This is a genomic window from Opitutales bacterium, from assembly GCA_013215165.1.
In the GTDB taxonomy this organism is placed as follows: domain Bacteria; phylum Verrucomicrobiota; class Verrucomicrobiia; order Opitutales; family JABSRG01; genus JABSRG01.
On the sequence record JABSRG010000063.1, the window covers coordinates 1 to 21,543 of the forward strand.

17 protein-coding genes and 1 pseudogene are annotated in these 21,543 nt (G+C 51.6%); 8 read left to right on the forward strand and 10 right to left on the reverse strand.

Annotated features, from left to right (window positions below; genetic code table 11):
- The first annotated feature begins 225 nt into the window (after nt 1-225).
- Complete coding sequence (locus HRU10_12655; GenBank protein NRA28082.1) at nt 226-594, forward strand: DUF721 domain-containing protein; 369 nt, start codon at nt 226-228, stop codon at nt 592-594.
- A gap of 28 nt (nt 595-622) precedes the next feature.
- On the opposite strand, the pseudogene HRU10_12660 reads toward HRU10_12655, so the two are convergent.
- Nucleotides 623-1,118, reverse strand: a pseudogene (locus HRU10_12660) (gluconokinase).
- On the reverse strand, nt 1,102-2,403 hold the full coding sequence (locus tag HRU10_12665) for a 3-deoxy-D-manno-octulosonic acid transferase (GenBank protein NRA28083.1): 1,302 nt from the start codon (nt 2,401-2,403) through the stop codon (nt 1,102-1,104). The pseudogene HRU10_12660 and the gene HRU10_12665 overlap by 17 nt, the downstream one beginning before the upstream one ends.
- Nucleotides 2,404-2,439: 36 nt before the next feature.
- Between HRU10_12665 and HRU10_12670 the strand changes: the two genes are divergently transcribed.
- Both HRU10_12670 and HRU10_12675 read left to right on the forward strand, forming a co-directional pair.
- Complete coding sequence (locus HRU10_12670; protein ID NRA28084.1) at nt 2,440-5,277, forward strand: insulinase family protein; 2,838 nt, start codon at nt 2,440-2,442, stop codon at nt 5,275-5,277.
- The gene (locus HRU10_12675) at nt 5,277-5,837 is read left to right on the forward strand and encodes a phosphoribosylglycinamide formyltransferase (GenBank protein ID NRA28085.1); all 561 of its coding nucleotides are present in this window, start codon (nt 5,277-5,279) and stop codon (nt 5,835-5,837) included. The genes HRU10_12670 and HRU10_12675 overlap by 1 nt, the downstream gene beginning before the upstream one ends.
- A gap of 81 nt (nt 5,838-5,918) precedes the next feature.
- Here the strand turns inward: HRU10_12675 and HRU10_12680 are convergent, their stop codons facing one another.
- From HRU10_12680 to HRU10_12695, 4 genes are read right to left on the reverse strand one after another with little or no spacing between them, the layout of a single operon-like run.
- The gene (locus tag HRU10_12680; GenBank protein ID NRA28086.1) at nt 5,919-6,434 is read right to left on the reverse strand and encodes a membrane integrity-associated transporter subunit PqiC; all 516 of its coding nucleotides are present in this window, start codon (nt 6,432-6,434) and stop codon (nt 5,919-5,921) included.
- Complete coding sequence (gene pqiB / locus HRU10_12685; protein NRA28087.1) at nt 6,427-8,070, reverse strand: intermembrane transport protein PqiB; 1,644 nt, start codon at nt 8,068-8,070, stop codon at nt 6,427-6,429. The genes HRU10_12680 and pqiB overlap by 8 nt, the downstream gene beginning before the upstream one ends.
- Nucleotides 8,067-8,705 (reverse strand): paraquat-inducible protein A, encoded by a 639-nt coding sequence (locus HRU10_12690; protein ID NRA28088.1) that lies wholly within the window; start codon nt 8,703-8,705, stop codon nt 8,067-8,069. The genes pqiB and HRU10_12690 overlap by 4 nt, the downstream gene beginning before the upstream one ends.
- Nucleotides 8,695-9,339, reverse strand: a complete 645-nt coding sequence (locus tag HRU10_12695; GenBank protein ID NRA28089.1) for a paraquat-inducible protein A — start codon at nt 9,337-9,339, stop codon at nt 8,695-8,697. The genes HRU10_12690 and HRU10_12695 overlap by 11 nt, the downstream gene beginning before the upstream one ends.
- A 210-nt stretch (nt 9,340-9,549) precedes the next feature.
- Here HRU10_12695 and HRU10_12700 point away from each other — a divergent pair, with 210 nt between their 5' ends.
- Nucleotides 9,550-10,224 carry a hypothetical protein gene (locus HRU10_12700; GenBank protein NRA28090.1) on the forward strand — a complete coding sequence of 225 codons (675 nt, stop codon included), beginning with the start codon at nt 9,550-9,552 and terminating at the stop codon, nt 10,222-10,224.
- Between the two features lie 155 nt (nt 10,225-10,379).
- Nucleotides 10,380-11,753 carry a purine/pyrimidine permease gene (locus HRU10_12705; protein ID NRA28091.1) on the forward strand — a complete coding sequence of 458 codons (1,374 nt, stop codon included), beginning with the start codon at nt 10,380-10,382 and terminating at the stop codon, nt 11,751-11,753.
- Nucleotides 11,754-11,950: 197 nt separating this feature from the next.
- Here HRU10_12705 and HRU10_12710 read toward each other — a convergent pair whose 3' ends face one another.
- Nucleotides 11,951-12,952, reverse strand: a complete 1,002-nt coding sequence (locus HRU10_12710) for an isopenicillin N synthase family oxygenase (GenBank protein NRA28092.1) — start codon at nt 12,950-12,952, stop codon at nt 11,951-11,953.
- 188 nt (nt 12,953-13,140) lie between these two features.
- Entirely contained in the window at nt 13,141-15,684 is a 2,544-nt protein-coding gene (locus HRU10_12715) for a TonB-dependent receptor (protein ID NRA28093.1), read from the reverse strand.
- A 166-nt stretch (nt 15,685-15,850) separates the two neighbouring features.
- Here HRU10_12715 and HRU10_12720 point away from each other — a divergent pair, with 166 nt between their 5' ends.
- Nucleotides 15,851-17,317 (forward strand): NAD(P)/FAD-dependent oxidoreductase, encoded by a 1,467-nt coding sequence (locus tag HRU10_12720; protein ID NRA28094.1) that lies wholly within the window; start codon nt 15,851-15,853, stop codon nt 17,315-17,317.
- A gap of 62 nt (nt 17,318-17,379) precedes the next feature.
- Here the strand turns inward: HRU10_12720 and HRU10_12725 are convergent, their stop codons facing one another.
- Both HRU10_12725 and HRU10_12730 read right to left on the reverse strand, forming a co-directional pair.
- Nucleotides 17,380-18,657 carry a uracil permease gene (locus HRU10_12725; protein ID NRA28095.1) on the reverse strand — a complete coding sequence of 426 codons (1,278 nt, stop codon included), beginning with the start codon at nt 18,655-18,657 and terminating at the stop codon, nt 17,380-17,382.
- Nucleotides 18,658-18,730: 73 nt separating this feature from the next.
- A complete protein-coding gene (locus HRU10_12730; GenBank protein ID NRA28096.1) occupies nt 18,731-19,660 on the reverse strand; it encodes a DMT family transporter in 930 nt (309 codons plus the stop codon).
- Between the two features lie 190 nt (nt 19,661-19,850).
- On the opposite strand from HRU10_12730, the gene HRU10_12735 reads away from it, so the two are divergent.
- Nucleotides 19,851-20,372: a DUF2165 domain-containing protein gene (locus HRU10_12735; GenBank protein ID NRA28097.1), complete on the forward strand. Its 522-nt coding sequence runs from the start codon at nt 19,851-19,853 to the stop codon at nt 20,370-20,372.
- 59 nt (nt 20,373-20,431) lie between these two features.
- Nucleotides 20,432-21,448: a purine nucleoside permease gene (locus HRU10_12740; protein NRA28098.1), complete on the forward strand. Its 1,017-nt coding sequence runs from the start codon at nt 20,432-20,434 to the stop codon at nt 21,446-21,448.
- Nucleotides 21,449-21,543: the final 95 nt, after the last annotated feature.

A 21,543-nucleotide genomic window follows, 5' to 3' on the forward strand; every position in this document is an offset into this window, starting at 1 on the left:
CGAGTAATAGCTCCTCTCTTTTACGGTGATCGTTGTATATCCAGTGCAAAGAACTCCCCGTCCCCTCAATTAGGCCCATCTCAGTAAGCGTGTCTCTTCGTAGCTTGCTTGTCCCGAGGATGTCGAAATGGTTGCTCAAAAAATAATCCGTTGGACGCCGCTGTGAATCATTCTTAATTCAAAATAGTGAAACAGCCCGACATACCGTCAGTCAGCCTTTCACCTATGCGGTTTTCGCAGGGGGCAGTGAAGGCGATCGCGGATTTCAAGGGGGTTCATTATCGCCCTTCGCGGGGTAAGCTCAGGCCGACTCAAGAAGTTGATGGACTCATGGAGGTCTTGCTTGAGCGTTACCAGATCGAGGGTGTGAAGCCGGAACAGGCCATTATGGAAAGATGGCGCGATGTGGTAGGTCCTCAATTTGCCCATCGCTGCTCTCCAGTCCGCCTTACCTCAGACGGGGTCCTCTTCATTGCTACTGCGAATGCAAGTATGCGTAGCGAGCTACAGTTTCAAAAAAGGGTCATTCTCAGCCGCATACAGAAAATCCCCGAATGCAGCGACGTGAGAGAGATTCGACTGGGCTCGGGGTAGATTGATTGCACGGACTTATCTCTGAGGCTCAGAGCTTCGATTTAATGGCTTCAACCAATTTTTCTGGGCTCAATGCCACGTCTAGGACCTGGGTGTTGGGCTCATCTTGAGGGATTTCCAGGGTAGCAAGCTGGCTGTCGAGGAGCTTGGGATTCATGAACTCATGATTGCGTCCGGCAAGGCGGGCTGCGAGCAGCTCGCGCGAGCCGGTGAGACAAACGAAGTGAAGCGGGCGTGTCTGTCCGTCCCGGAGCCAGTCGCGATAGCTTTTACGCAGTGCAGAGCATGAGAGAACAACGGGCTCTTCCGGCTTCCCTGAGGGCTTGGTTTAGCAAGGCCATCCAGGGCTTACGATCGTTGTCTTGAAGGGCCTGGCCACTGGCCATCTTCTGCCTGTTGGATTCGGGATGAAAATCGTCTCCCTCGATAAATCGAGCACCGAGCTGCTGCGCGAGCAGTATGCCGACGGTGGATTTACCACAGCCGCACGGTCCCATGATGCAGAAATTAGGAGTCATGCACATAAGAATGAATGAGTTCGACGGTGCGCTGCAAGGCTCCTCGATTTGAGCGATGCCAAGAGGCCGCGCGTTCTCTTACAGATGCACGCTCGTCGGCTTGGCTCAGGAAAAAATCTAGTTCGGAAAAAATCCCCGCTTCATCCGAGCCGACACGGGCAATGCGTGCATGGATGATGCTTTGAGTAATGGCGCGAAAATTGGTCATGTTTGGTCCCGTGACTATAGGGAGGCCAGCAATGGCTGCCTCGACTGGAGTTTGGCCTCCTTGGTGTTGAGGCATGCTTTTTCCGATGAATGCGATGTCCGCAATCTGAGTAAGTGTCTTGAGCTCACCCGTAGTGTCAGCGACGTAAATCCATGAGTCGTGTGCTTCTTCAGTCTTTTGTTGAGCGTGGCGAAAGCGCGCGGTTACTCCGAGCGATTGGAGGTCCTGTCTGATTTCGTTTCTTCGCTCAGTATGCCGGGGTACTATGAGGAGCTTGAGTGATTTTTCTCCGGCATTACGCCGATGCATGACATATCGTGCGAGCATGGCCTCTTCTCCAGGCCAAGTCGATGAGCCCATTATGACCAGGTCTTCGGGGTCGAAGCCGCATGCTCTACGCTCTGCTGCAATTTCCGCCGCTGTGAGACGAGGCTGGATGTCGGTATCGAGTTTTAGATTTCCGGTGATTTGAATTCTTGAGGAATCTACTCCTAGATCTGCGATGCGTTTGGCGTCGATTTCAGAAGATGCGGAGATATGGGTGAGCTTGCTAAAATTCCAAGCGGCAAAGAAGGCTGCGCGCTGATAGCGTTTGAAGGAACGGTCAGAAATACGGGCATTGATTAAAAGCGCTGGGATTTGGCGTTGCTTGGCCTGCTGGAGGTGTTCGGGCCACAGCTCACTTTCGGTCAAAACAACGATGTCGGGGTCGATGCGCCTCCATGCCCGCGAAGTAATGGGCCAGAAATCTAGAGGGAAATAGCCCCGAAAAAGGGTAAGCTCCTGATAGCTATTAGAGAGGATAACGTAACCGGTACTGGTCGTGGTGGTCACCACGATTTCAAACCGATTTGTGTCGTGAAGAGCTTTGAGTAGCGGGCCGATCGCGAGGAGCTCACCCACACTCACTGCTTGTATCCACAGGCGGGTGCGGTTTTTGGATTTTTTAGGTAGGTGCGGGTAGAGGCCAAGTCGATGGTGCAGATCTCTTCCATATCCGCCACGCCGCAACATCCGATAGACTGCGAACGGCGCAAATAAGATGAATAGTGGGAGATAAAGAATGCGATAGAGCCCAAGCACGTCTTAAAATCATTTGAATTCCAGAGGGTGGGGATCATGGTTGCTGTCATGCTTTTAGATCAAGACCGCTTTATTCGCTCTTTCCTCGTTTCTTTGATGCTGTTGCCGGGGATCATCTTGGCAGATTTTGTTACTGACTCTGATCTTTCTCCAGATCCCTCCGTTACCTTTGGTACCTTGCCGAATGGAATGACCTATGCGCTGATGCCTAACGCTGAGCCAAAGGAACGCGTGAGTCTGAGGATCTTTGTTGAAGCCGGATCGATTCAAGAGAAAGACCATCAGCGTGGGATCGCCCATTATCTGGAGCACATGTTATTTAATGGCACGACGCATTTTCCTGCCGGTGAGATGGTCGAATTTTTCCAGCGCATGGGTATGGGTTTTGGATCACACACCAACGCATATACCTCTTTTGACCAGACAGTCTATATGCTGGAGTTGCCCGATTTTCAGGACGAATTTGTGGAGCCCGCCCTGCAATTGTTCCGCGATGTGGGTGATGGCATCTTGTTTGAACCTGAGGAATTAGAAAAAGAACGGGGAGTTATCCTGTCTGAGAAACAAGTGCGGGACACTCCGCAGTTTCGGATGTTTGAGAAGGAATATGAGTTCCTTATGTATGGCACTTTGGCCGCCGAGCGCATGGTGATCGGAACTGAGGAGGCGATCCGCGGTGTGACGCAGGAAGACTTTTTTGAATACTATCAGGCCTATTATCGCCCAGAGAACATGGCGCTCATTTTCGTGGGCGACTTTGAAGTCGAGCCTATGGTCGAAGCGATTGAGGCGGCGTTTGAGGGTTTCAAGAAAGATCCACCGGCAGTCGTAGCGCCCGACCTTGGGACCTTGCCCGCTGATGCGCCTCAATTTGGATTTTTTGCCGAGCCAGAAGCGCCGTATGCGGTTGTGGGCATTAATCTCGTGGAGCCTTACAGCGGTCTTCCTGATAGCAGGGCTCAGCGAATAGAAGACCTGAAGCTGGATCTCGCTTATTCGATGATCAACCGACGTTTCGAGAAACGGGCTAAGGACGCGGATGCTTCATTTTTGAATGCGAGCGTGTCTCAGAGCGGTTACTTCAAATTTGCCGAGGTGCACGGGTTTGGTTTTACCTGCCAACCCGACACCTGGGAAGCCTCGTTGGCTGAAGGAGAGCAGATGATTCGGCAGGTCCTGGCATATGGGTTCACTCAAGCGGAGCTCGATGAAATCCGCGCTCGACGCATCAATGCCCTCGAAGAATCTGTCGTGCGCAAGACTACGCGAAACTCAAGAAGCCTCTCTTACGGCATCATTGGGGCCTACAGCGATGACACGGTATATATGTCACCGGAGGGAGAATTGGAGCTCTTCAAACCTGCCTACGAAGCCGTAACTGTAGAGGAAATTCATGATGCCTTTAAACAGGTGTGGGGCGCCGCGGAACCCCGTATCTTTGTCGCTGGGAAGGTCAATATTGACGGAGATCCAGAGCGTGCGATCGAAGGCGTTTGGCAGAGCAGTGCTCAAGTCGAAGTGGTCGCTCCGGAAGAGGTCGTGGTTGCCGAATTTGCTTACCAAGATTTTGGGACGCCTGGCGTGATTGGTTCACGATCCGTTGTGGAGGATTTGGCGATCACCCAATTGAGCTTGGGCAATGGCATTCGTGTGAATTACAAGCAGACTGATTTTAAGGAAAATCAAATATCGATCACCGCTCGCATTGCTGGGGGTATGCTGACGCTTCCAGAGGACAAGCCTGAACTGTTGACCTTTACGAACCAAACATTCGGTGACGCGGGGCTGGTAGCGCATTCTGCCGATGAGCTGGAGGCGATTTTTGCCGGAAAAACCATGTCGCTCGGTTTCTCTGTGGATGAAGACGCCTTCGTATTTAATGGCAGCGCTTCTCCAGCGGATTTGCCTGATTTACTCAATTACCTCACGGCGTGGATTACTGCGCCAGGATACCGCTCTGAGGCGACCCCGGTAGCAAAACGCTATTTTGAAGCTGTTGAAAAATACATCAACCATAGCGCTGAGGGGGTCATCTGGGACGCGGTGCCGCATTTCTTGCATGGAGACGATCCACGCTTTGGCTGGCCGGAGCGTGCCAAGCTTGACTTGCTCACAATGGATGATGTCAAAGCCTGGTTATCCTCGTACCTTGGCAGTGCATTTATGGAAATATCTGTGGTGGGCGATTTTGAGGCTGAAGCGTTAGAGACCGAACTTTTGCGCACGGTTGCCACGCTTCCCGCGCGCGCTCCAACGCCAAGACCTTTAAGCGAATCCCGCACTGTGATGAAGCCGGAGGGCGGCGTGGACCCAGTGTTCCAATTTGTTTCTGAACAGGATAAGGGTGTAACCATGGTCGTTTGGCCTACAGACGATATGGAGGACATCGAAAAAACGCGGAGTCTCAATGTGGTGGCCGGTGTGTTAAGTGATCGCCTGAGAATTGAGGTGCGGGAACGTCTTGGAGAATCCTACAGCCCACGAGCAAATCACAGTGCGAGTCAGGTGTTTGACGATTATGGTTACATCACGGCCCAGGTGTTTGGTGATGCAGCGCGTGTCGGAATCGTCCGCGAAGCTGTCCTAGCTGCCGCTGAAAGCATTCGCAACGAAGGCACGAACGAAGAGGAACTAGAACGGATTTTGAAGCCGCGCCTCAGGTCTATCGAAGAGCAGATGCGCAACAATAGCTACTGGCTCTACACGGTTATGGCCGACTCGAGTCAAAAGCCTGAAAAATTTGATTGGGCACGGACAATCGAATCGAGCTATGCGTCGATCTCAGTCGAAGACATCAACCGTCTGGCCAGAGCTTACCTCAATCCCGAGGCGCGCAACGTGGTTATGGTTCTCCCGTTTGTAACCGCAGACTGATGGGGTTCCGTATAGTCATTCTGGGCAGTGGTCGTGGCAGTAACGCGCGCGCCCTACTTGAAGCTGAGCGTGCCGATAGACTGCAGGGTGCGGAAATTGTCGGGGTTTTGTCAGATAAAAAGGATGCCGGTATATTAGAGCATGGCCGCGCCTTTGAGAAAGAGTCCATTCATGTGCCCTACGGGAAAAAGAAAGAGCAACCGTGTCTCGATCAGCTAGAGCAGTGGGCGCCTGATCTGGTCATACTCGCTGGTTTCATGCGGATTATCGGGGATCAATTTCTCGCACGGTGGGAAGGGAAAATCATCAATTTGCACCCAAGTCTACTTCCTTCTTTCAAGGGGCTCGATGGCATTGGCCAAGCTTGGCGTGCCGGAGTAAAGGTAACTGGATGTACGGTGCATTGGGTGAATGCCGAGCTAGATGGTGGCGAGATTATAGATCAACAAGCCGTGCGGGTGGAGGAGAACGATACACTTGAGAGTCTCGAAGAGAAAATCCACGCTGCGGAACATGTTCTCCTCGTCAGTGTTGTCGCACAATTGAGCGCCGCCAGCTGACGCGACGCAGATTCATCCAAATCGCTTGCAACTCTTCTACCGTCGTGTCCAGTCGTTTGGATCCAATGCTGGTCAAAGAGACTAATCGATGAGAATTACTTGGCAAAGCTCATCGAGCAGATCGGCGTGGGTGTCTACAAAGGATGCATACCCCTCAAAGGGTGAGTCTTTTTGCAGCTTGAAGAACTGCCAGGTGGCGTCGGTCGGACTATCGACTATATTTTTTTTCCATCTGCCTTCGAGGATGATGCGTCCTGACTCATCTCCATGGAAACGATGGATTTCCACTTCGATTTGTGGGGCATTGGAGTCTCCGGATGTTTGTAAACGGGTGTCCAAGTATCGCTCACACTCGAGCTCTAGTGATTGGGCCCAATGATGGTAGTTGGCGGCCTTAAGTGTCCCGTCGGCAAGCTCAAGCTGGATATTGGACTCATCTAGGTAATCAGCGGTCGATACCCGAATACTGCCTATTTCAGTATTGCTTTCAAGAGCCATCGGAGAGGGAAGCAGGTAATTCGCGATGTTTGGTTGTGAACTTGAGCTGCACCCAGAAAGGAGGCATGCGGTGGCTAAAATGGAGATCACTCTAATCATTTCTTTTCTTTCCTGGTATGGGGTCCTCTTCTTGGTTTCCGGAGAAGATCAATGCGTTGGGCTTTGCTTTCAGCGTTTTTAACATCGATTCGATACCGTCGGCCACTTCTTCAATCTCTTTGAGGGTGTCGATGGTGGTGCGCTGGAAATCGGAGTCTGAGGAGAAGCTTTCGACTGTCTTGCGCAATTCCTCGAGGGTTTGATTGATTTCTGCAGGTAGGCCTTGGGTTTCTTCTTTACCAATAAATTGTGTGACCGAATTCATTGTCTCTTGGGCAGCAACGAGGGCCTTTTCTAATTCAGCAATGGCTGCATTGGCAGACACGACGGTTTCTTCAATGGGCAAGGATTCAACTGTGTTGAGGATGTTGGTAATTTGCTTTTGAATCTGGCTGAATCCGCTCGATACGGTAGGGAAGATGTAGTAATCGCCCAGTTTATCGATGGTGGCGGCGTCCTCATTGGGGAAGAAGTCAAGCGATACGTAGAGCTCTCCGGTAATTATATTTCCAGTGCTGAGCGTGGCACGGAGACCCTCGCCGACACGATTTTCCATCCGGCTGTGTAACTCAGCCAAAGAGTCCTGTGTATCAGGAAATCCCATGCGCGCCGGATCGATGCGGATTTTAACAGGAATGGGCACGTCGCCAATCGTTGTTTCCTGTGGGTCAGGCACATAATCGAATGAAATTCCCACAACGTTACCCATGTCAATTCCCCGGTATTGAACGGGAGCTCCTACCGCAAGGCCGCGAATCGAGCTATGAAAGAGCAGCACATATTCCGAGGAATGTAGGTATGGCATTTCATTGATAGCATCATAGTCTGGGTATAGGTTAAATTCCTCACCATCTTCCACCGGGAACCCAGTGCCCATTTTTTCGGGAATGCCGAAGGTGACACCGCCCATGAGGATCGATTCGAGTGTGCCTGCTTCAAGCGAGATCCCCTCTGAACTCGTGCTGATCGAAATCCCGCTGACATTCCAAAACCGGCTAGTAGAAGTAAGGAGGTCATTGTAGGGAGCCTCGATAAAGAGCATATACTCAAAAAGCCGTTCGTTTATATTGAAGTTGGCCCGCTCTACTTTCCCGACAGTGTGGTTTCTGTAGAGAACAGGATCGCCTGCGGATAGAGAATTCCCATCGCTGCTGATCAAAGTAACCCGTGTTCCTGGGGTGTCTGCTGGGGTCAATGGAGGATCTTCGAGCCCGACGAAAAATCGCTTCCCTGGGGCCTCAATGCCCGGTGAAATTGCGATGTAGTTGCCGGAAAGGAGGGTGCTGATTCCAGAAATACCTTGGATGCCGACTCGGGGCTTTACGACCCAGACATCTGCGTCCTGGGTGAGGAGGTCGCGCGCGGACCGATCGATACGGGCGCGGATGATTACCTTGTCGTAAGTTTTGCTCAATCGCACCGATTCCACCACGCCGACATCCACGCTGCGGAACTTTATCTTTGTCTTTTCAGCTTCGAGTCCTGATGCAGACTCAAATTCGATAGTGACGGTTGGGCCCTGTTCCTGGAATGTCTTAAAGACGATCCATACTCCAATACTCAGAGCGAGTATGGGTATAATCCATATAGGGGATAGGCGCTTAGAACGTTTAACAGTCGCTTCGGTGGATGTCATGAGTGGCTTGGATATATGTCTTGGGGATGATTTCTATCCCAAATGAGTCGTGGATCGAGAGCCATGGCGGCAAACATGGTAAAGATCACTACGCCAGCAAAAGAAATGATCGCAGGGCCGGGTTCCACGGACATGAGGCCGGTAAATTGTACGAGGATTGCAAGGATGCCTACAACAAACACGTCTATCATCGACCAGCGGCCAATGATCTCCGTGATCACAAAAAGCCGCGTGCTATCTTTTTGCCCAGTCTGTTTCCGCCTTGAGATTACCCAGCAGATATAAAGGAGCATAAACATCTTGGCGAGAGGTACCACGACGCTCGCGATCAGGATAATGATCGCGATAAATGCGGAACCATGCTCCCAAAGCATCACGACGCCCGACAAAATCGTGCTCGGTTCTGAGCTGCCGAACGTCGCCGTCGACATGATCGGAAGTACATTGGCCGGGATATAGAGGATGATCGCAGTGACAACTAGGGCGACACATGTCTGAACGGCGTTGTGCTTGCGTAGATGAAGGGGCGCGCCGCACCGCGGACAGTGTTTCTCGTCGATATGAGAAACTTTCCCACAGGTATGACAGCCCGCAAGCCCAAGCTCTGCGGCACTCTTATGCGACTCAGGTCGCATGGCTTTTCCTCTCCCATGTGTTCCAGATTAAGATCCGGTCGAGGCTGCTGAGCGCCCAGGTGAACAGGATCGTGAATCCAACAAAAATCCAGAAAGAGGGCCCCATGTCGACTGCAGCCAGCGACGAGATCTTTATGAGGCTGATCAAAACGCCCACCAGGAAGACATCCGCCATAGCCCAGGGGATGAGCTTAAATACGAGTTTGGCAAGAAACGGAAACGCCTTCGGAGGTCTCTCGGGTATCAGGAGCTCGATGACGAGCCAGACAATCATGATGAGTACGCCTGCGGGGATGAAGACTGCACAGGCTAAGATGATGAATGCTATGACACTATCGCCCCCGCTATGAAGGGCGAGCGATCCATGGAAAAGGGTCATCATTTGCTCTTGGCCCCCGGCGCTAATGGTCATGAAGGGAAAGAGATTCGATAAAAGCAAGAGCACGAGCGCCGCGATGGAAATAGCCAGTGGGCGGATCATACCATCTTTCGGTGAGGCGCAGAGTGTATGGCCACACCTTGGGCATTCCGCTTTAGTGCCTTCTTTAAGCTGCGGCACCTCGACCAGAAGATCACACATGTGACACGCAATGGTCTTTTCTAAATGGGTATTTTCTCTGATAGTTTGAGACATCTGGGGAAATATTTTATATCTAAGCTTGTGCTCCGGGGACCTCGTCTAAACCCAGGACTGCGCTACATCGGGATAGGTTCGGTTTGAGAGGATGGTGCTCATACTGAAACGGGTTGACGCACGATTTTAACGTAAGTTGTTTCCGAGTCTCATTAAAATCCTGGCTCTAGGTTTTAAGATACAAAGCACCCAACATGACAATTTGAATCTATGTTAATCTCACGACTTTTTTTGACCGCGGTTGCCTGCGCTATCATCCCCTTAAACGCGCAGAATTTCGGTGAACGGATTAGGAACCAAGCGTCGATCGCAACTTCAAAGAAAGAGGTCGCGCGCGATACCCATGAGCTCACGGACTTTGAAAGAGAAATCGATTCGTTCGCCACACACTTGAAAGACGGGGACATGGTCCGAGCAACCCGCTCCATGGTCGAGCTCGAGGCGATGATGCAGCGCGAAATCGAGCAGTTCGTGGCCAAAATCAAACGTGCAAAGTCGGAACAACGTTCCAGTCGCCGGGAGCTTGGGTCTGATCGACGAGAATTGCGGAAAAATCGTAAAGAGGATGCCGATGCGTGGACTAATGCGGGGGATAGGCGCGATAAACGAGATGACCGCCGCGACTATGCTGATGACATCGCGGATGTCGAAACGTATGAATCACTCAAAAAACGGGCCAAGTCGCTCCTTGCCTCTTTTAGCAGAAATGATCTCTCAGCTGATGGAAACGATTCGGGACTGCATCGTCGGACAATGGATGATCTTTATGCTTTCAAAGGTTTGATGCAGGAGGATTTGCGTCTATCAGGTGTCGAGATCCGTGAGGATAAAAAGGAATCACGTGAAGATCGTCGCGAAACACGGGAGGACCGGCGCGACCGTTGATGCTTGTCGTGGTATAAGTGGCTTCGTATCAGGATTTTGGAGGCCGAGCTTCGATTCCATGCGAAGCGTAGAGAGTGGTCTTGTTGAAGGGTGTATTTATCTGTCTGTTGGCATTCTTCTACGCTTTGACACCCCACTTGCTACAGGGGATGTCTATGGCTGAATCGAACCCTTCGAAACCTGATTCCGAACCGGGAAATCAACAGGCACTCATCTATCGGTTGAATGAACGCCCCAAGACCGTATGGGAAACCATTTTTTATGGATATCAGCATACGATGGTGGATATTTCTCCTTTTATCGTGCCTTTGGGTGTGGCAACGGCGATTGGAATGTCTGCGGGTGAGGCGTCCTATTTTATCAATTTATGTCTGTTCTCTATGGGTATCGCCACACTGCTCCAGACAACCATCGGGAATCGGCTGCCGATCGTTCAAGGACCGTCGGTGATTCTGATCGGGATGCTGGCGAATATTGGCCAGAAGTTGGGGGCTGGTGTGATGTGGGGTGCGATTTTTGTGGGTGGGTTCCTCGAGATGTTGCTGGGGGCTTCCGGCTTATTGCGGTATCTGCAAAAACTGTTTCCGCCTGCGGTGGCTGGGGTCGTCGTTATTTGCATCGGCATATCTTTGGGGCAGGTCGCAGTGATGCTTGCTGTGAGAGACGGGAGTGGCTCTCACTTGATGTATTCGGGATTGGTGATCGCGATGATCTTCGTGATGCAAGTGCGCTTTCCAAATGCGCTCAACGGTTTGGTAGCCAGAGGATCTATCCTGTTTTCGATGTTTTTTGTGGGGGCGGTTGTGGCTGGATTCGCGGGGGATGTGAACTGGGATCTAGTGAATGAGAAGGCCTGGTTTTCGTTTCCGAGTCTCTTTCCCTATGGCGGACCCGGATTTGGTTGGGAGTTTGTCCTGGCAGCGATCTTAACCTGCCTGGCTGGCTATCTGGGCTCAGTCTTCGAATCCCTAGGGGATTATGCCGCGACCTGCGCTACCTGTGAGGAGCCCTACACCGCTAAGATCATGAATCGTGGTATATTCGCCGAGGGATTGGGTTCGATGGTCGCTGCCATGTTTGGCGGCCTCCCATGCACGAGTTTTACTCAGAATATTGGCATTATTGCCACGACGCGCGTGGCGAGCCGTGTGGTGGTCCAGTTTTCTGCAGTCGTATTTATTTTATACGGGATCTGCCCCAAATTTGGCGCCTTACTCGTTGCGATGCCTGGAGCGGTTCTCGGGGGCGTATTCCTGGTGATTTGTGGTATGATCACGATCACCGGCATGCGTTTGGCGTCCCTGGCTGAGTCGACGACGGTTAACCAGTTGGTGATCGGGCTCACCTTAGTGATTTCTCTGGGTCTGCCTTTTTATATTAAGCAAAGCTTGCCTCAGGAATGGGTGGAAGGGCTGCCAACGCTCGTAAGCCTGATCATCACCAACAGCGTCGTACTCGTGGTCGTGGTAGGGTTGAGCCTAAACGTGCTGCTCAACCATGTTTTGAAGCCCAGGCAGGACCACGATTAGGGCCTGCCGCATTCAGGTTTGTAGACCGAGCATTTCGGCCCCTACCTATTGAAGCCGGGTAGGGAATGTTATCTCCCCAGGGTAGGGCCGCATCGCCGGCGCGGCCGGTTACGGCGAACCGGCCCGACCACTGTAAGGTGCATGACGCCAATCTCCGACGACAGGTGGTATTTGTTGATAGCAATCAGAACTCGTCTCTATTTCGCGAAATTCGCAGCGATGCGTGCCTGAAGATAATCGTGAGCGGTGATGGGCTCATATTTGCCTTTGGGGCCCTGGATCATCGCGTCTTTGTTTCCTTGGCAGAAAAATGCGATTGAATAGCGGGCGCCTTGATACTCCTCGGGCTGCGGCATGCGCACACGATGGAGGGTAGAGAGGAGTTGATCGTCGGCCCAGCGCATGAGCATGTCTCCAATATTGCAGGTAACTACACCGGGCAGGGGGGGCACGTCGGTCCATTCAAGTTCGTCGGCGTCGGATTCCAAGCCTGGGCAGAGTTGTAAGCCTCCTTGTCCCGGGCGTTGATGGAGAAGCGTCAGGCAGTCAAAATCGGTATGGGCTCCGGCGCGCCAGAGGTCAAAGTCTTCGGGCTGTGCATCTTTCATCTCCAGGTAATGAATGAGGCGCAGCGTGGATTGGTATTCGGGCGAGATGGGGTCGTGACAATCGGTAAAAAAGTCGCTGGCGAATCCGAGTTTCAATGCAAGGCAATCGAGTACCTTCATGCCTAAGGCCCAGTTTGCGCGTTCGAATGCGAGCATGGTTGCTTTGAAGCCTGGGACTTCCGAGCCCGTGGGCCATAACTTAGCCATGCGTGGTAGCGTGATCTGATACGACTCTTTCCGGTCGGCGGTTCCGGTAGACGGGCGCACTTGAGCGCGATACTCCCAGCCGGCATTTGTGCCGGGAAGCATCGGGTATTTTTCTTTCGTTTCAGAATCCTGAGCAAAGAAGGCCTCGGATAGTTGGAAGGCCTCTTCGACTAAGGATGCATCTATGCCGTGATTGATGAGCTGGAAAAAACCGATTCTTGTCGCGGCCTCCCACAAAGCATCGGCGATTTCACTTTTGCGCTCGATGTAATCGCTCAAGTCAATCTGCGGGATTGCGCGGTCTTTGTTGCCGCCGAGTCCTCCGATCAAGGATTCTTTTTTTAGTTCTTCGAGTGGAGTGGGGCTCGGATTTGTGTCTGGCATGGCGTATTTTAGTTGCGCGGGTGTGTGAAAGGTTTTGGGCGATCAACAAAAGCTAAAGGTATGCCCTTTGGTGGTGACTTCGCTCGGAAGAGGCGACCGTTATTGTTGTCACCGATTGCCAGAATACAAAAAAAGGCTGCCCGCAAGCGGACAGCCTTTTGTTTTCTCACGAATCGGATGAGTCGTAATTACCAAGCATAAGAAACGGAGAGGTCCGCTCTGAATCCTTGGGTAGCTAGCAAAAGTTCATCGAAGAATAGATTCTGTGATTTGTATCCAGTTTCGTCCGTGATGTTGTAGAGATTTACCCGGGCATTCCATCCATTTTCAAAGGCGTAAGATACCGAGCCGTTCCATTCAAAGTATGAGGGCAAGACTACATACCCAAAGTAGCCAGCATCTACCGACTCATACCAAGAAAAGCCGAGTGTGGCTGAGAGCCCAAAGTCAGAGACATAGTTTCCGTATAGGCTGAAGAATTTGTCAGGTCGGCCTGGCTCTTCGGGATCGGTGGTGAACTCGTCGACAATGGGTCCGCCGAAAGCATTGAAACGTAGCGCACCGTATCGCGATAGGGCTTCTTCATAGGAGATGCCTTGTTGTTCAGCGATATACTGGAACGGCACACCCAAAATGGTCTGGGATCCTTTGCGCTGGGTTTTGAGCCATGTGGCGTTACCCGTGACGAAGAAGTTATCGTTGATTGCCCAGTTTACCTCCAGCTCGATTCCGCTGGTATTTTCGCCAATGAGCTGTCCAGCTTGAGCGCTGAACTCGGTCCGATTTTGCTCAAATGCTGCGAATGAGAAATAGAGTTTGTCATCAAACAGCACACCTTTCACGCCGCCTTCTATCAAATCAGAACCTTGAATATAGGTTTCGCTGCGCACCAGCCCGACGTTCACTTCGGAAGCTTGGCCATCAGCAATGTAAGCTGCTTCTGCAAAGGTGATATAAGGTTTGAGGCCAAAGGGAGCGTCGTAACTGATACTGCCGGAGTAGGTATCGTAAGACTCGGTGTCGCTTACGGGCTCATTGCTCGCTCGATCCAGCCAGCCGAAGTTGACAGTATCGATATCGACTTTGTGGTAGGCGTAGCCGGCGTTGATATTTAATTTCTCAAAGAGGGTCAGGTTGATTGAAGCGAATGCTCCCAAGTCTCCATAATCACTCTCTACCCAGTTGTCGTAGATACGGCTTTCTCGATTGAATCCTGATCCAGCCACGTTGTTGCTTTCTGCAATAGCAAACCGTTCGTTTGCCGTGACCTGTTGGGTGAGATCTCGAAATGCGAAGGGCTCATTAAGAAAGGCGGATCGTGCAACCATTTCGGTGTAGCGGTAGCTGATGCCGGTGATGATTGACAGGTCTACAGAATCTCCGAAATCGGGATTAATGACCGCGGTCATTTTGTTCTCAATGACATGGCCTTCATAATCATTGTTGAAGCCGTAGGTCGTGTTACGCTGAGTATCGTAGTAGTCGTAGAAGACTTGGTTTTTGATAGAGAAAGTGTCTGAGGGCTCTGCTTTCATATCAAAAAAGACAGTTAGATTTCTAGAAATGCCGTAGTCCTCTGGCTCGGTGAAACCGGTGCGTTCGCTGATCGTCGTCGTTCCCGTGAGATCAAGGGCAGCCAAGCTCTCTCCAGTGATGCCATCTCCATCTAAGTCGTCAGGGATACCTCCAGCGCCCTCAGTTAAGTTTGCAGCGATCCAATCGTCGAGGGGCAGGCCGCTAAATGAGTGAATGATCCCGCCATTGGCATCGAGGCTGATGCCTGGAATGAGGTTGGTGAACTGACCAAAGCCGGTATTGCCGTCGGTTTCGAAGGGTTCAATACGCCCACTGCCATTGAGGTCGCGGTTTCTTACAGCAGCGGCTCCGGTGATATATGTATGGTTATCTACTAGATCCTGAGTAATGCGATTCCAGCCCGGGTTTTGGATTTGATCGAAATCGCCATACTGGAAACCGGTCTCGATGGACACGATGTCCGTTAAATCGAGTACAAAGGTCGCTTGGGCGATGATGTCTTTGTTATCTACAAAGTTATAAAAACCTCCTGAGTCTTCGAGGCCAAGGAAGGTGTAAACACCTCCACTTTTACCTGCGACTTCGATGGGTGTGCCATATTCTAGAGATATTTTCTTTTTATCGTATGTTCCTACGGTCGCAGTGACCTTACCTGTGGAAGACTCGAGGAATCGGGTCGTGTTACCGCGGGCAGTTTTCGGATAGTAGTTGAGAAGACCACCGACGGAGCCGACGCCATAGGATACGGGTGGGGGGCCTTTGATGATCTCAAAGCGATCAGCAGCACCGATGGGCGTGCGAAAGTTGCCCCGGTTGGTAAGCTTTTTGAAGCCGCGAAAGTAGTTATCTCCGTTCGTGTTACGGATGTCCACATTACCTTCGATCCCGAATTGGTTATTGGAAAAAGTACCCGCGGAGACAGCAGCGATATCCCCTACAGAATCGATACCATAGCTGTCGAGGGTGGCACCTTCAACAATGGTGATGGAGCGAGGGATATCGACTATTTTCTGACCTTCGCCGAATACCGAATCGATCTGCCGATTGGGGATAATAGCAAGTGGATCATTAATCGATTCCTCAGTCGTGAATGTTTCGAGTTCTACAGTTTCGTCGTCTTCTTGAGCAAATGCCAAGGATGCACAGCACGCCGCTAAAACCAGCGCATATCGTTTAGTTTTGATGAATTGAGTCATAGCTTGTGATCAGTCGTGGAGTCGAAGTCGGCACCTTTTAGCATCTGATGTGCCATGGCCATAAAAGGGTAATATTTCTCCTGACTGGTCGCCTTATGACGATCGCTTCACGCAACAACTGGCGTATTTACTGCACTGACAGCTACCCTTTTCTCTCGGCAAAAAAATGCTCACTCCTGAAGACCAGATTGAAAATAGCCCGAAGCTTGCTGCTCTAACAGACCGGGTGCGTCGAGAGATCGGCTACTTTAGTTACTATACAAAACCCTGGGTAAAACAGGCGATGCATCCCAGTGGAGAGCGCGTCTATGACGTGGCCGTTATCGGTGCGGGGCAAAATGGCTTGGGAATCTTCCATGGGCTCAAACAAAACGGCATATCGAACACTCTGATTATCGATGAGAACCCGATGCAGGCTGCAGGTAACTTCGCGCAATACGATCGGATGCTGAGCCTCCGTACGCCGAAGGATCTGACCGGTTTAGACTTCGGCTTAGCGAGTCTCACGTTCCGGAGTTTCTGGGAAGCGCTTCATCCGGGGGACGCGTGGACATCGTTGGAGAAGGTGTCACGCGCAGAGTGGGATGCTTATTTGAAATGGTATCGGTCGACTTTGGAGATTCCCGTGCGGTATGAACATAGATTGGTCCGTCTCGAGCGCGAGACTCCCCAGATGCTGCGGCTCGTTGTTGAGGGCGGGCAAGGAGGAGAACTGCAATTCTTTGCCCGTGCTGTTGTTTTCGCCACAGGCTTTCAAGCCGAGGCGATCAAGCGGCTGCCGATGGATGTTATCGGAGATACGGATCGCGCTCATTGGGCTCACAGTGCGGACTCAATAGATTTTGCGGCTCTTTGGCAAAAGCGTGTGGCAATTCTGGGGCATGGAGCGGGCTCGTTTGACGCGGCGGCGATGGCTCTCGAAGCCAAAGCGCTTTCTGCAATGGTTTGTTATCGTCGTCCATCTATGCCGCGTGTGAACCCATTTCGCAGACTGGAGCTCGCAGGCTTGATGGGGAATTTTAATGAACTTGATGAGGAGACCCGCTGGAAGATTGTCTGGTTGGTGAGCCATCGAGACCAACCGGCTCCGGAGCTCGCAATGAAACGTGTGCGAGGTTTGGCAGGGTTTTCAGTGAGATCGGGAGTTGGATGGAAGCGAATCGAGCGCTCGAATGATGGCTTGCAGCTGACCCTATCCAACGGTGAAAAGCTTGTTGTTGATTTCGCAATATTCGCTACAGGTTTTGAGCGTCGACCGCTTGAGAGGCCAGAGCTGGCGTCATTGGCATCTGAAATTGCGAGATGGGAGGACTTTACACCTCCAAAGGGTTATGCATCTGGGGCACTGAAGCGATATCCACGTCACGGGCGAGGGTATGAACTCTTACCGAAGGGATCTGCACCAGACCAGCTCGTGTCGCATATTTTCAATTTTGGCTTCAGTTCTGGGCTCGATCATGGGCCTCATATCACATCGATCAGTGGGATACACTTTTCATTGCAGAGAGTTGTAGACGGCGTGCGAGGTCTGTTAACCAAGCTGGATGAAGATGCTTACTTCGAGGACTTCGCGATCAATCCGCCTCCAGAAGCATATTTGGAAGCCTACCCCGATATAATTGGTGAATCATGACTTGGCGTCATCCATGAATCCACATTGCGTACGGGGATCTCATCATGCCTTGCGGCTCCCGTCTAAGCCGCTGATTGCGACACCTTCGAGGGTAGGACTGCATTCAGGAGGATGCCGAGTATGGCAGCGAGGCCGACGCCGCTGATAATGAAGTCGCCTAGTTCGATTGTGAGTTGGCCGACTCCAATCATCATGATGACGGCGAAGATGATATAGTTCTTTGGCTCTTCAAAGTCTACTTTACCAGCGATCATGGTCTTCAATCCAATGGATCCAATCATTCCAAATACGAGGATAAGGATCCCACCCATGACTGGCGTGGGTATGGTTTGGAGAAATGCTCCTAGTATGCCCACGAAGGATAAGACGATAGACGTGACTGCGGCGATGCGCATGAATCGCGTGGAATAGGCTCCGGTGAGAGCGATCGCGCCTGTTACTTCCGAGTAAGTGGTATTCGGCGGTCCGCCGAGAGCCGCGGCGAGGGCTGTAGCTACGCCATCCCCCAGAATTGTACGGTGTAAGCCGGGCTCTTTGAGATAGTCTTTTTTCGTGACGGATTGGACAGCCAAAATATCACCAAAGTGTTCGACTGCGGGAACGATTGAGACAGGGATAAATAACAAAATCGCTGGAAGCGAAAACTCCATCCATTCGAAGGTGCCGGCTGCACTGGCTGAGGTCCAAGGCCACTGAATGGGTGCCGCTTCGATGACTGGCTTGAAGTCGACTAAGCCGAATGGAATGGAAACAAGATAGCCGACAATAATGGCGATTAAAATCGGCAGCAGGTTTAGAGTCCTATTCTTGTTTAAAGCCATCGCGATTGCAGTGCCTGCAGTTGAGAAAGAGACAATCAGCGCGATGCCGCTGAAATCACTCGACCCAGCGCTGCTAACCGCCATCGATGCTGCAGTCGGCGCGAGCCCGAGTCCGATCACCATGATCACCGGCCCCGTGACAATGGGAGGTAGGATGCGTTTTATGAAGCCCGGCCCAAAGTAAGCAATGGCGATTGCCAAAATCGCGTAGACAATGCCGACAGAGAACATCCCACAAAATGTGGCACCATAGCCATATTTCTCCAGGGAGATCGACATGGGTGCAAGAAAAGCAAACGAACTCGCCAGAAAAACAGGGATCTGACCGCGAGTAATAAACGTGAACAATAGTGTGCCGGCGCCGGCGGTAAACAGTGCAATGGAGGGATGCATGCCGACTAAAATCGGAATCAGGACCAGGGCTCCAAACGCGACGAATAACATTTGGATGCCCACTGCATACGTTTTCCATGACGTTAGGCTGGGCTCTTCATTGGTCTCGTTACTAGGCGCGGTCATGCTTGTGAGTGCTGAGTGGTAAAGGACTAAGCGGGCTAGCAGTTAGACTGCCAGTGTTTGGCCGTGGCTGCAGCTAACGGCTTCTTCTGAGTGTGCGAACTGCATGACGCATCGGTCGAAATAATGAAGAGATATCAGGCTCTAAGGTAATCATGATTACGGAAATGATTATGATCGTTGTGCCGAATAGTTGGACCGGTTGAACGATTTCATTCAGGATGAAATAGCCTAGGACTACAGCCCAGATTGGCTGCAAGAATGAAGCGGCGCCCACTTTCACTGCTTGGTGTTTTGAGATGATTATCAGAAAGAGTATAGCGGGCAGGGCAGTGCTGAAGATTCCCAATAATAGAACAGAGAGCAGGGCTTCGCTGCCTATCTCGGAAGGCCACGTTTCTCCAAGAAATAGGCTGAAAGTAAACGCCGCTATAGACGCGAATAAGAGTTGGCCCGAAGTGATCAGCGCTGCTGGTTTGGGTTTCGCCCAGCGAGCGTAGACGGTTCCACAGCCGAAGCTGGCGGAGACCCCCAGGATAAGGAGATAGCCTGAAAAATCTCCCATGGTATTTGGATTGAATCCTGAAAGAATGACTAAAATGACTCCAATAAATCCGGCGACCAGGCTCAGCACCGTTGTCGCAGAGAGGCGCTCGTTTTTTAAAAGAAGCGCCGCAGTCACTCCAGTAATGATTGGAGTCGTGGATTGGAGAATGCCGGCCTCTGCGCTGGAAATATTAGAGATCGCCAAGGCCGCTAGGCAATTGGGTAGCCAGCCATTGAGCGTGCCCACAATCAGCATGTCCCTCAAAATTTTCGCGTTCATGATGAACTCGCGCCGGTGAACGCAGACGATTGCGAGCAGGGGTAATGCGATGCTTGATCGAAGAGCGGCCAGGAGCATCGGTGGGAGATCTACACGCGACACTTTTAAAAAGATGTAGGCACTGCCCCACATGAGCGATAACGCCATCAAGGCTGGAAGGAGTTTTTTCCCTGCATTCATGGTATGCTACCTGGGTGAGTGCGGAATCGGTGAAGCCCTCGCCACGGGTGGATGGGTGAAAAAGAAACTGCGATGGTTTGCTATCAGCAGAAATAGAGCCCGTGAGGTAGCAGCAGCTCTGATGGTTCGGTGGCGTTATCCCATGGCACACCCTTAGCTGAAGCGGGTTGGTTTTTACCAATAAGCAATTATGGAACGCTATCTAGACTTGGCCTGGGGACGCTATGCGAAGGGGGTTTTGCTCTGTTCGGCAGCGATCTTTTATTTCATCACCGTCTTTAACAACATTGTCGATTACAGCGCTAATCTGAGGTTTATCCAGAACGTGGCTGGCATGACGGACACATTCAATGACACGCTGCTGTGGCGTCGTATGGAGTCTGATTTTATGCATTGGCTGTTGTATGTCATCATCATCGGGTGGGAACTCCTGGCAGGATTTTTGTGCGTCTATGCTGCTTTCTTGTCGTGGAAATATCGCAAGGCGGAAAAGGGATTATTTAGGCGTGCCATCACTGCCGGTATGATCGCCCATGTGTTCAGTCTCTTACTCTGGTATTTCGCATTTATTATCGTCGGGGGCCAGTGGTTCCTTATGTGGCAAAGTGCGAACTGGAATGGTCAGGATGCGGCATTCCGCATGATTGGGATTACTGGCCTGATTCTGCTTTTTCACGGTCTGTATCCGGATGACCTGAAAGATGCAAAGTAGGGCTTCAATGGAGATGATCACTGGCCTAATAGACACGCACCCGCTATATCGAAATAACTATGAGTGAACGTGAGCGAGTGTGCGTCAATGCGTCGAAACCCATGAAGGTCAAAGTCGTCGTGGTCACGATGTTCGAATTTGACGATGAAGGTCCTGGAGAGCGGCGTCTTTGGGTCGAGCGCCGTAATTTAGATCAGCGCTATGCCTTCCCGGCTGGGCGTTCGGATATCTATTCAGATGGTGATGGCGTATTGCTGATCACTACGGGTATGGGGGTGTCCAATGCGGCTGCATCCGTCATGGCTCTTGGCATGGATCCCCGGTTCGATTTTAGCCAAGCTTATTGGCTCGTTGCGGGGATCTGCGGACTCGATCCACTGCGCGGACCCATCGGGAGTGCGGTGTGGACAGACTATGTCGTAGACGGTGGTTTAGCCAACGAACTGGATGCGCGTGAAATTCCTGAAGACTGGCCGACTGGATATATGCCTCTGCTGGCAACGAAGCCTTATGAACGTGAAGGCATCTACATCGATCCCAGTCAGCTGTTTGAATTGAATCCTAAGCTGCTCAAATGGGCCTATGCACTGACCAAAGATACCCCACTCGCGGACAGGCCCGAATTGGAGAGCCGACGTGCAGAGTTCGTCGGCTTCCCCGAAGCTCAAAAAAAGCCGTGCGTCATGATCGGGAGTCACCTTTCAGATTCCACCTTTTGGCACGGTGTAAAGATGACAGAATTTGGTCGAGCGTGGGTCGATTTTTGGACGGAAGGCAAGGGCACCTTTACTACCAAAGCCATGGAGGATAGTGGAACGCTACAGTCTCTGCGCAATTTGGATAACGCTGCCAAAGTGGACTATAAGCGGGTGATGATTTTGAGGACGGCCTCGAACTACTCTATGCCCTCACCCGGAATGACGGCCTACCAAAGCATCGCCCGTGAGCATGGTGCCTCCCTTTCCGCGTTGAATGAGTCCGTGGAAGCAGCATTCAGAGTCGGAAATCGCGTGGTTCAGGCCCTATTGGATGATTGGGATACATTCCGCGAAGACATTCCCGGTGGTCTTGATTAGGTCTAGGAGCAACATGCGTGTGAAGTCCTGATTTCCGGTTGTCAGTTTTGATTCGTTGTTGGGTGATTTGTCTTCTGGTTAATTTGTGGAGGTTT

What these genes read in the sequence shown, in the direction of transcription:
- HRU10_12655 (NRA28082.1), top strand. Translation starts at nt 226, where the DNA reads ATGCGGTTTTCGCAGGGGGCAGTGAAGGCGATCGCGGATTTCAAGGGG.
- HRU10_12670 (NRA28084.1), top strand. Translation starts at nt 2,440, where the DNA reads ATGGTTGCTGTCATGCTTTTAGATCAAGACCGCTTTATTCGCTCTTTC.
- HRU10_12675 (NRA28085.1), top strand. Translation starts at nt 5,277, where the DNA reads ATGGGGTTCCGTATAGTCATTCTGGGCAGTGGTCGTGGCAGTAACGCG.
- HRU10_12680 (NRA28086.1), bottom strand. Translation starts at nt 6,434, where the DNA reads ATGATTAGAGTGATCTCCATTTTAGCCACCGCATGCCTCCTTTCTGGG.
- pqiB (NRA28087.1), bottom strand. Translation starts at nt 8,070, where the DNA reads ATGACATCCACCGAAGCGACTGTTAAACGTTCTAAGCGCCTATCCCCT.
- HRU10_12690 (NRA28088.1), bottom strand. Translation starts at nt 8,705, where the DNA reads ATGCGACCTGAGTCGCATAAGAGTGCCGCAGAGCTTGGGCTTGCGGGC.
- HRU10_12695 (NRA28089.1), bottom strand. Translation starts at nt 9,339, where the DNA reads ATGTCTCAAACTATCAGAGAAAATACCCATTTAGAAAAGACCATTGCG.
- HRU10_12700 (NRA28090.1), top strand. Translation starts at nt 9,550, where the DNA reads ATGTTAATCTCACGACTTTTTTTGACCGCGGTTGCCTGCGCTATCATC.
- HRU10_12705 (NRA28091.1), top strand. Translation starts at nt 10,380, where the DNA reads ATGGCTGAATCGAACCCTTCGAAACCTGATTCCGAACCGGGAAATCAA.
- HRU10_12710 (NRA28092.1), bottom strand. Translation starts at nt 12,952, where the DNA reads ATGCCAGACACAAATCCGAGCCCCACTCCACTCGAAGAACTAAAAAAA.
- HRU10_12715 (NRA28093.1), bottom strand. Translation starts at nt 15,684, where the DNA reads ATGACTCAATTCATCAAAACTAAACGATATGCGCTGGTTTTAGCGGCG.
- HRU10_12720 (NRA28094.1), top strand. Translation starts at nt 15,851, where the DNA reads ATGCTCACTCCTGAAGACCAGATTGAAAATAGCCCGAAGCTTGCTGCT.
- HRU10_12725 (NRA28095.1), bottom strand. Translation starts at nt 18,657, where the DNA reads ATGACCGCGCCTAGTAACGAGACCAATGAAGAGCCCAGCCTAACGTCA.
- HRU10_12730 (NRA28096.1), bottom strand. Translation starts at nt 19,660, where the DNA reads ATGAATGCAGGGAAAAAACTCCTTCCAGCCTTGATGGCGTTATCGCTC.
- HRU10_12735 (NRA28097.1), top strand. Translation starts at nt 19,851, where the DNA reads ATGGAACGCTATCTAGACTTGGCCTGGGGACGCTATGCGAAGGGGGTT.
- HRU10_12740 (NRA28098.1), top strand. Translation starts at nt 20,432, where the DNA reads ATGAGTGAACGTGAGCGAGTGTGCGTCAATGCGTCGAAACCCATGAAG.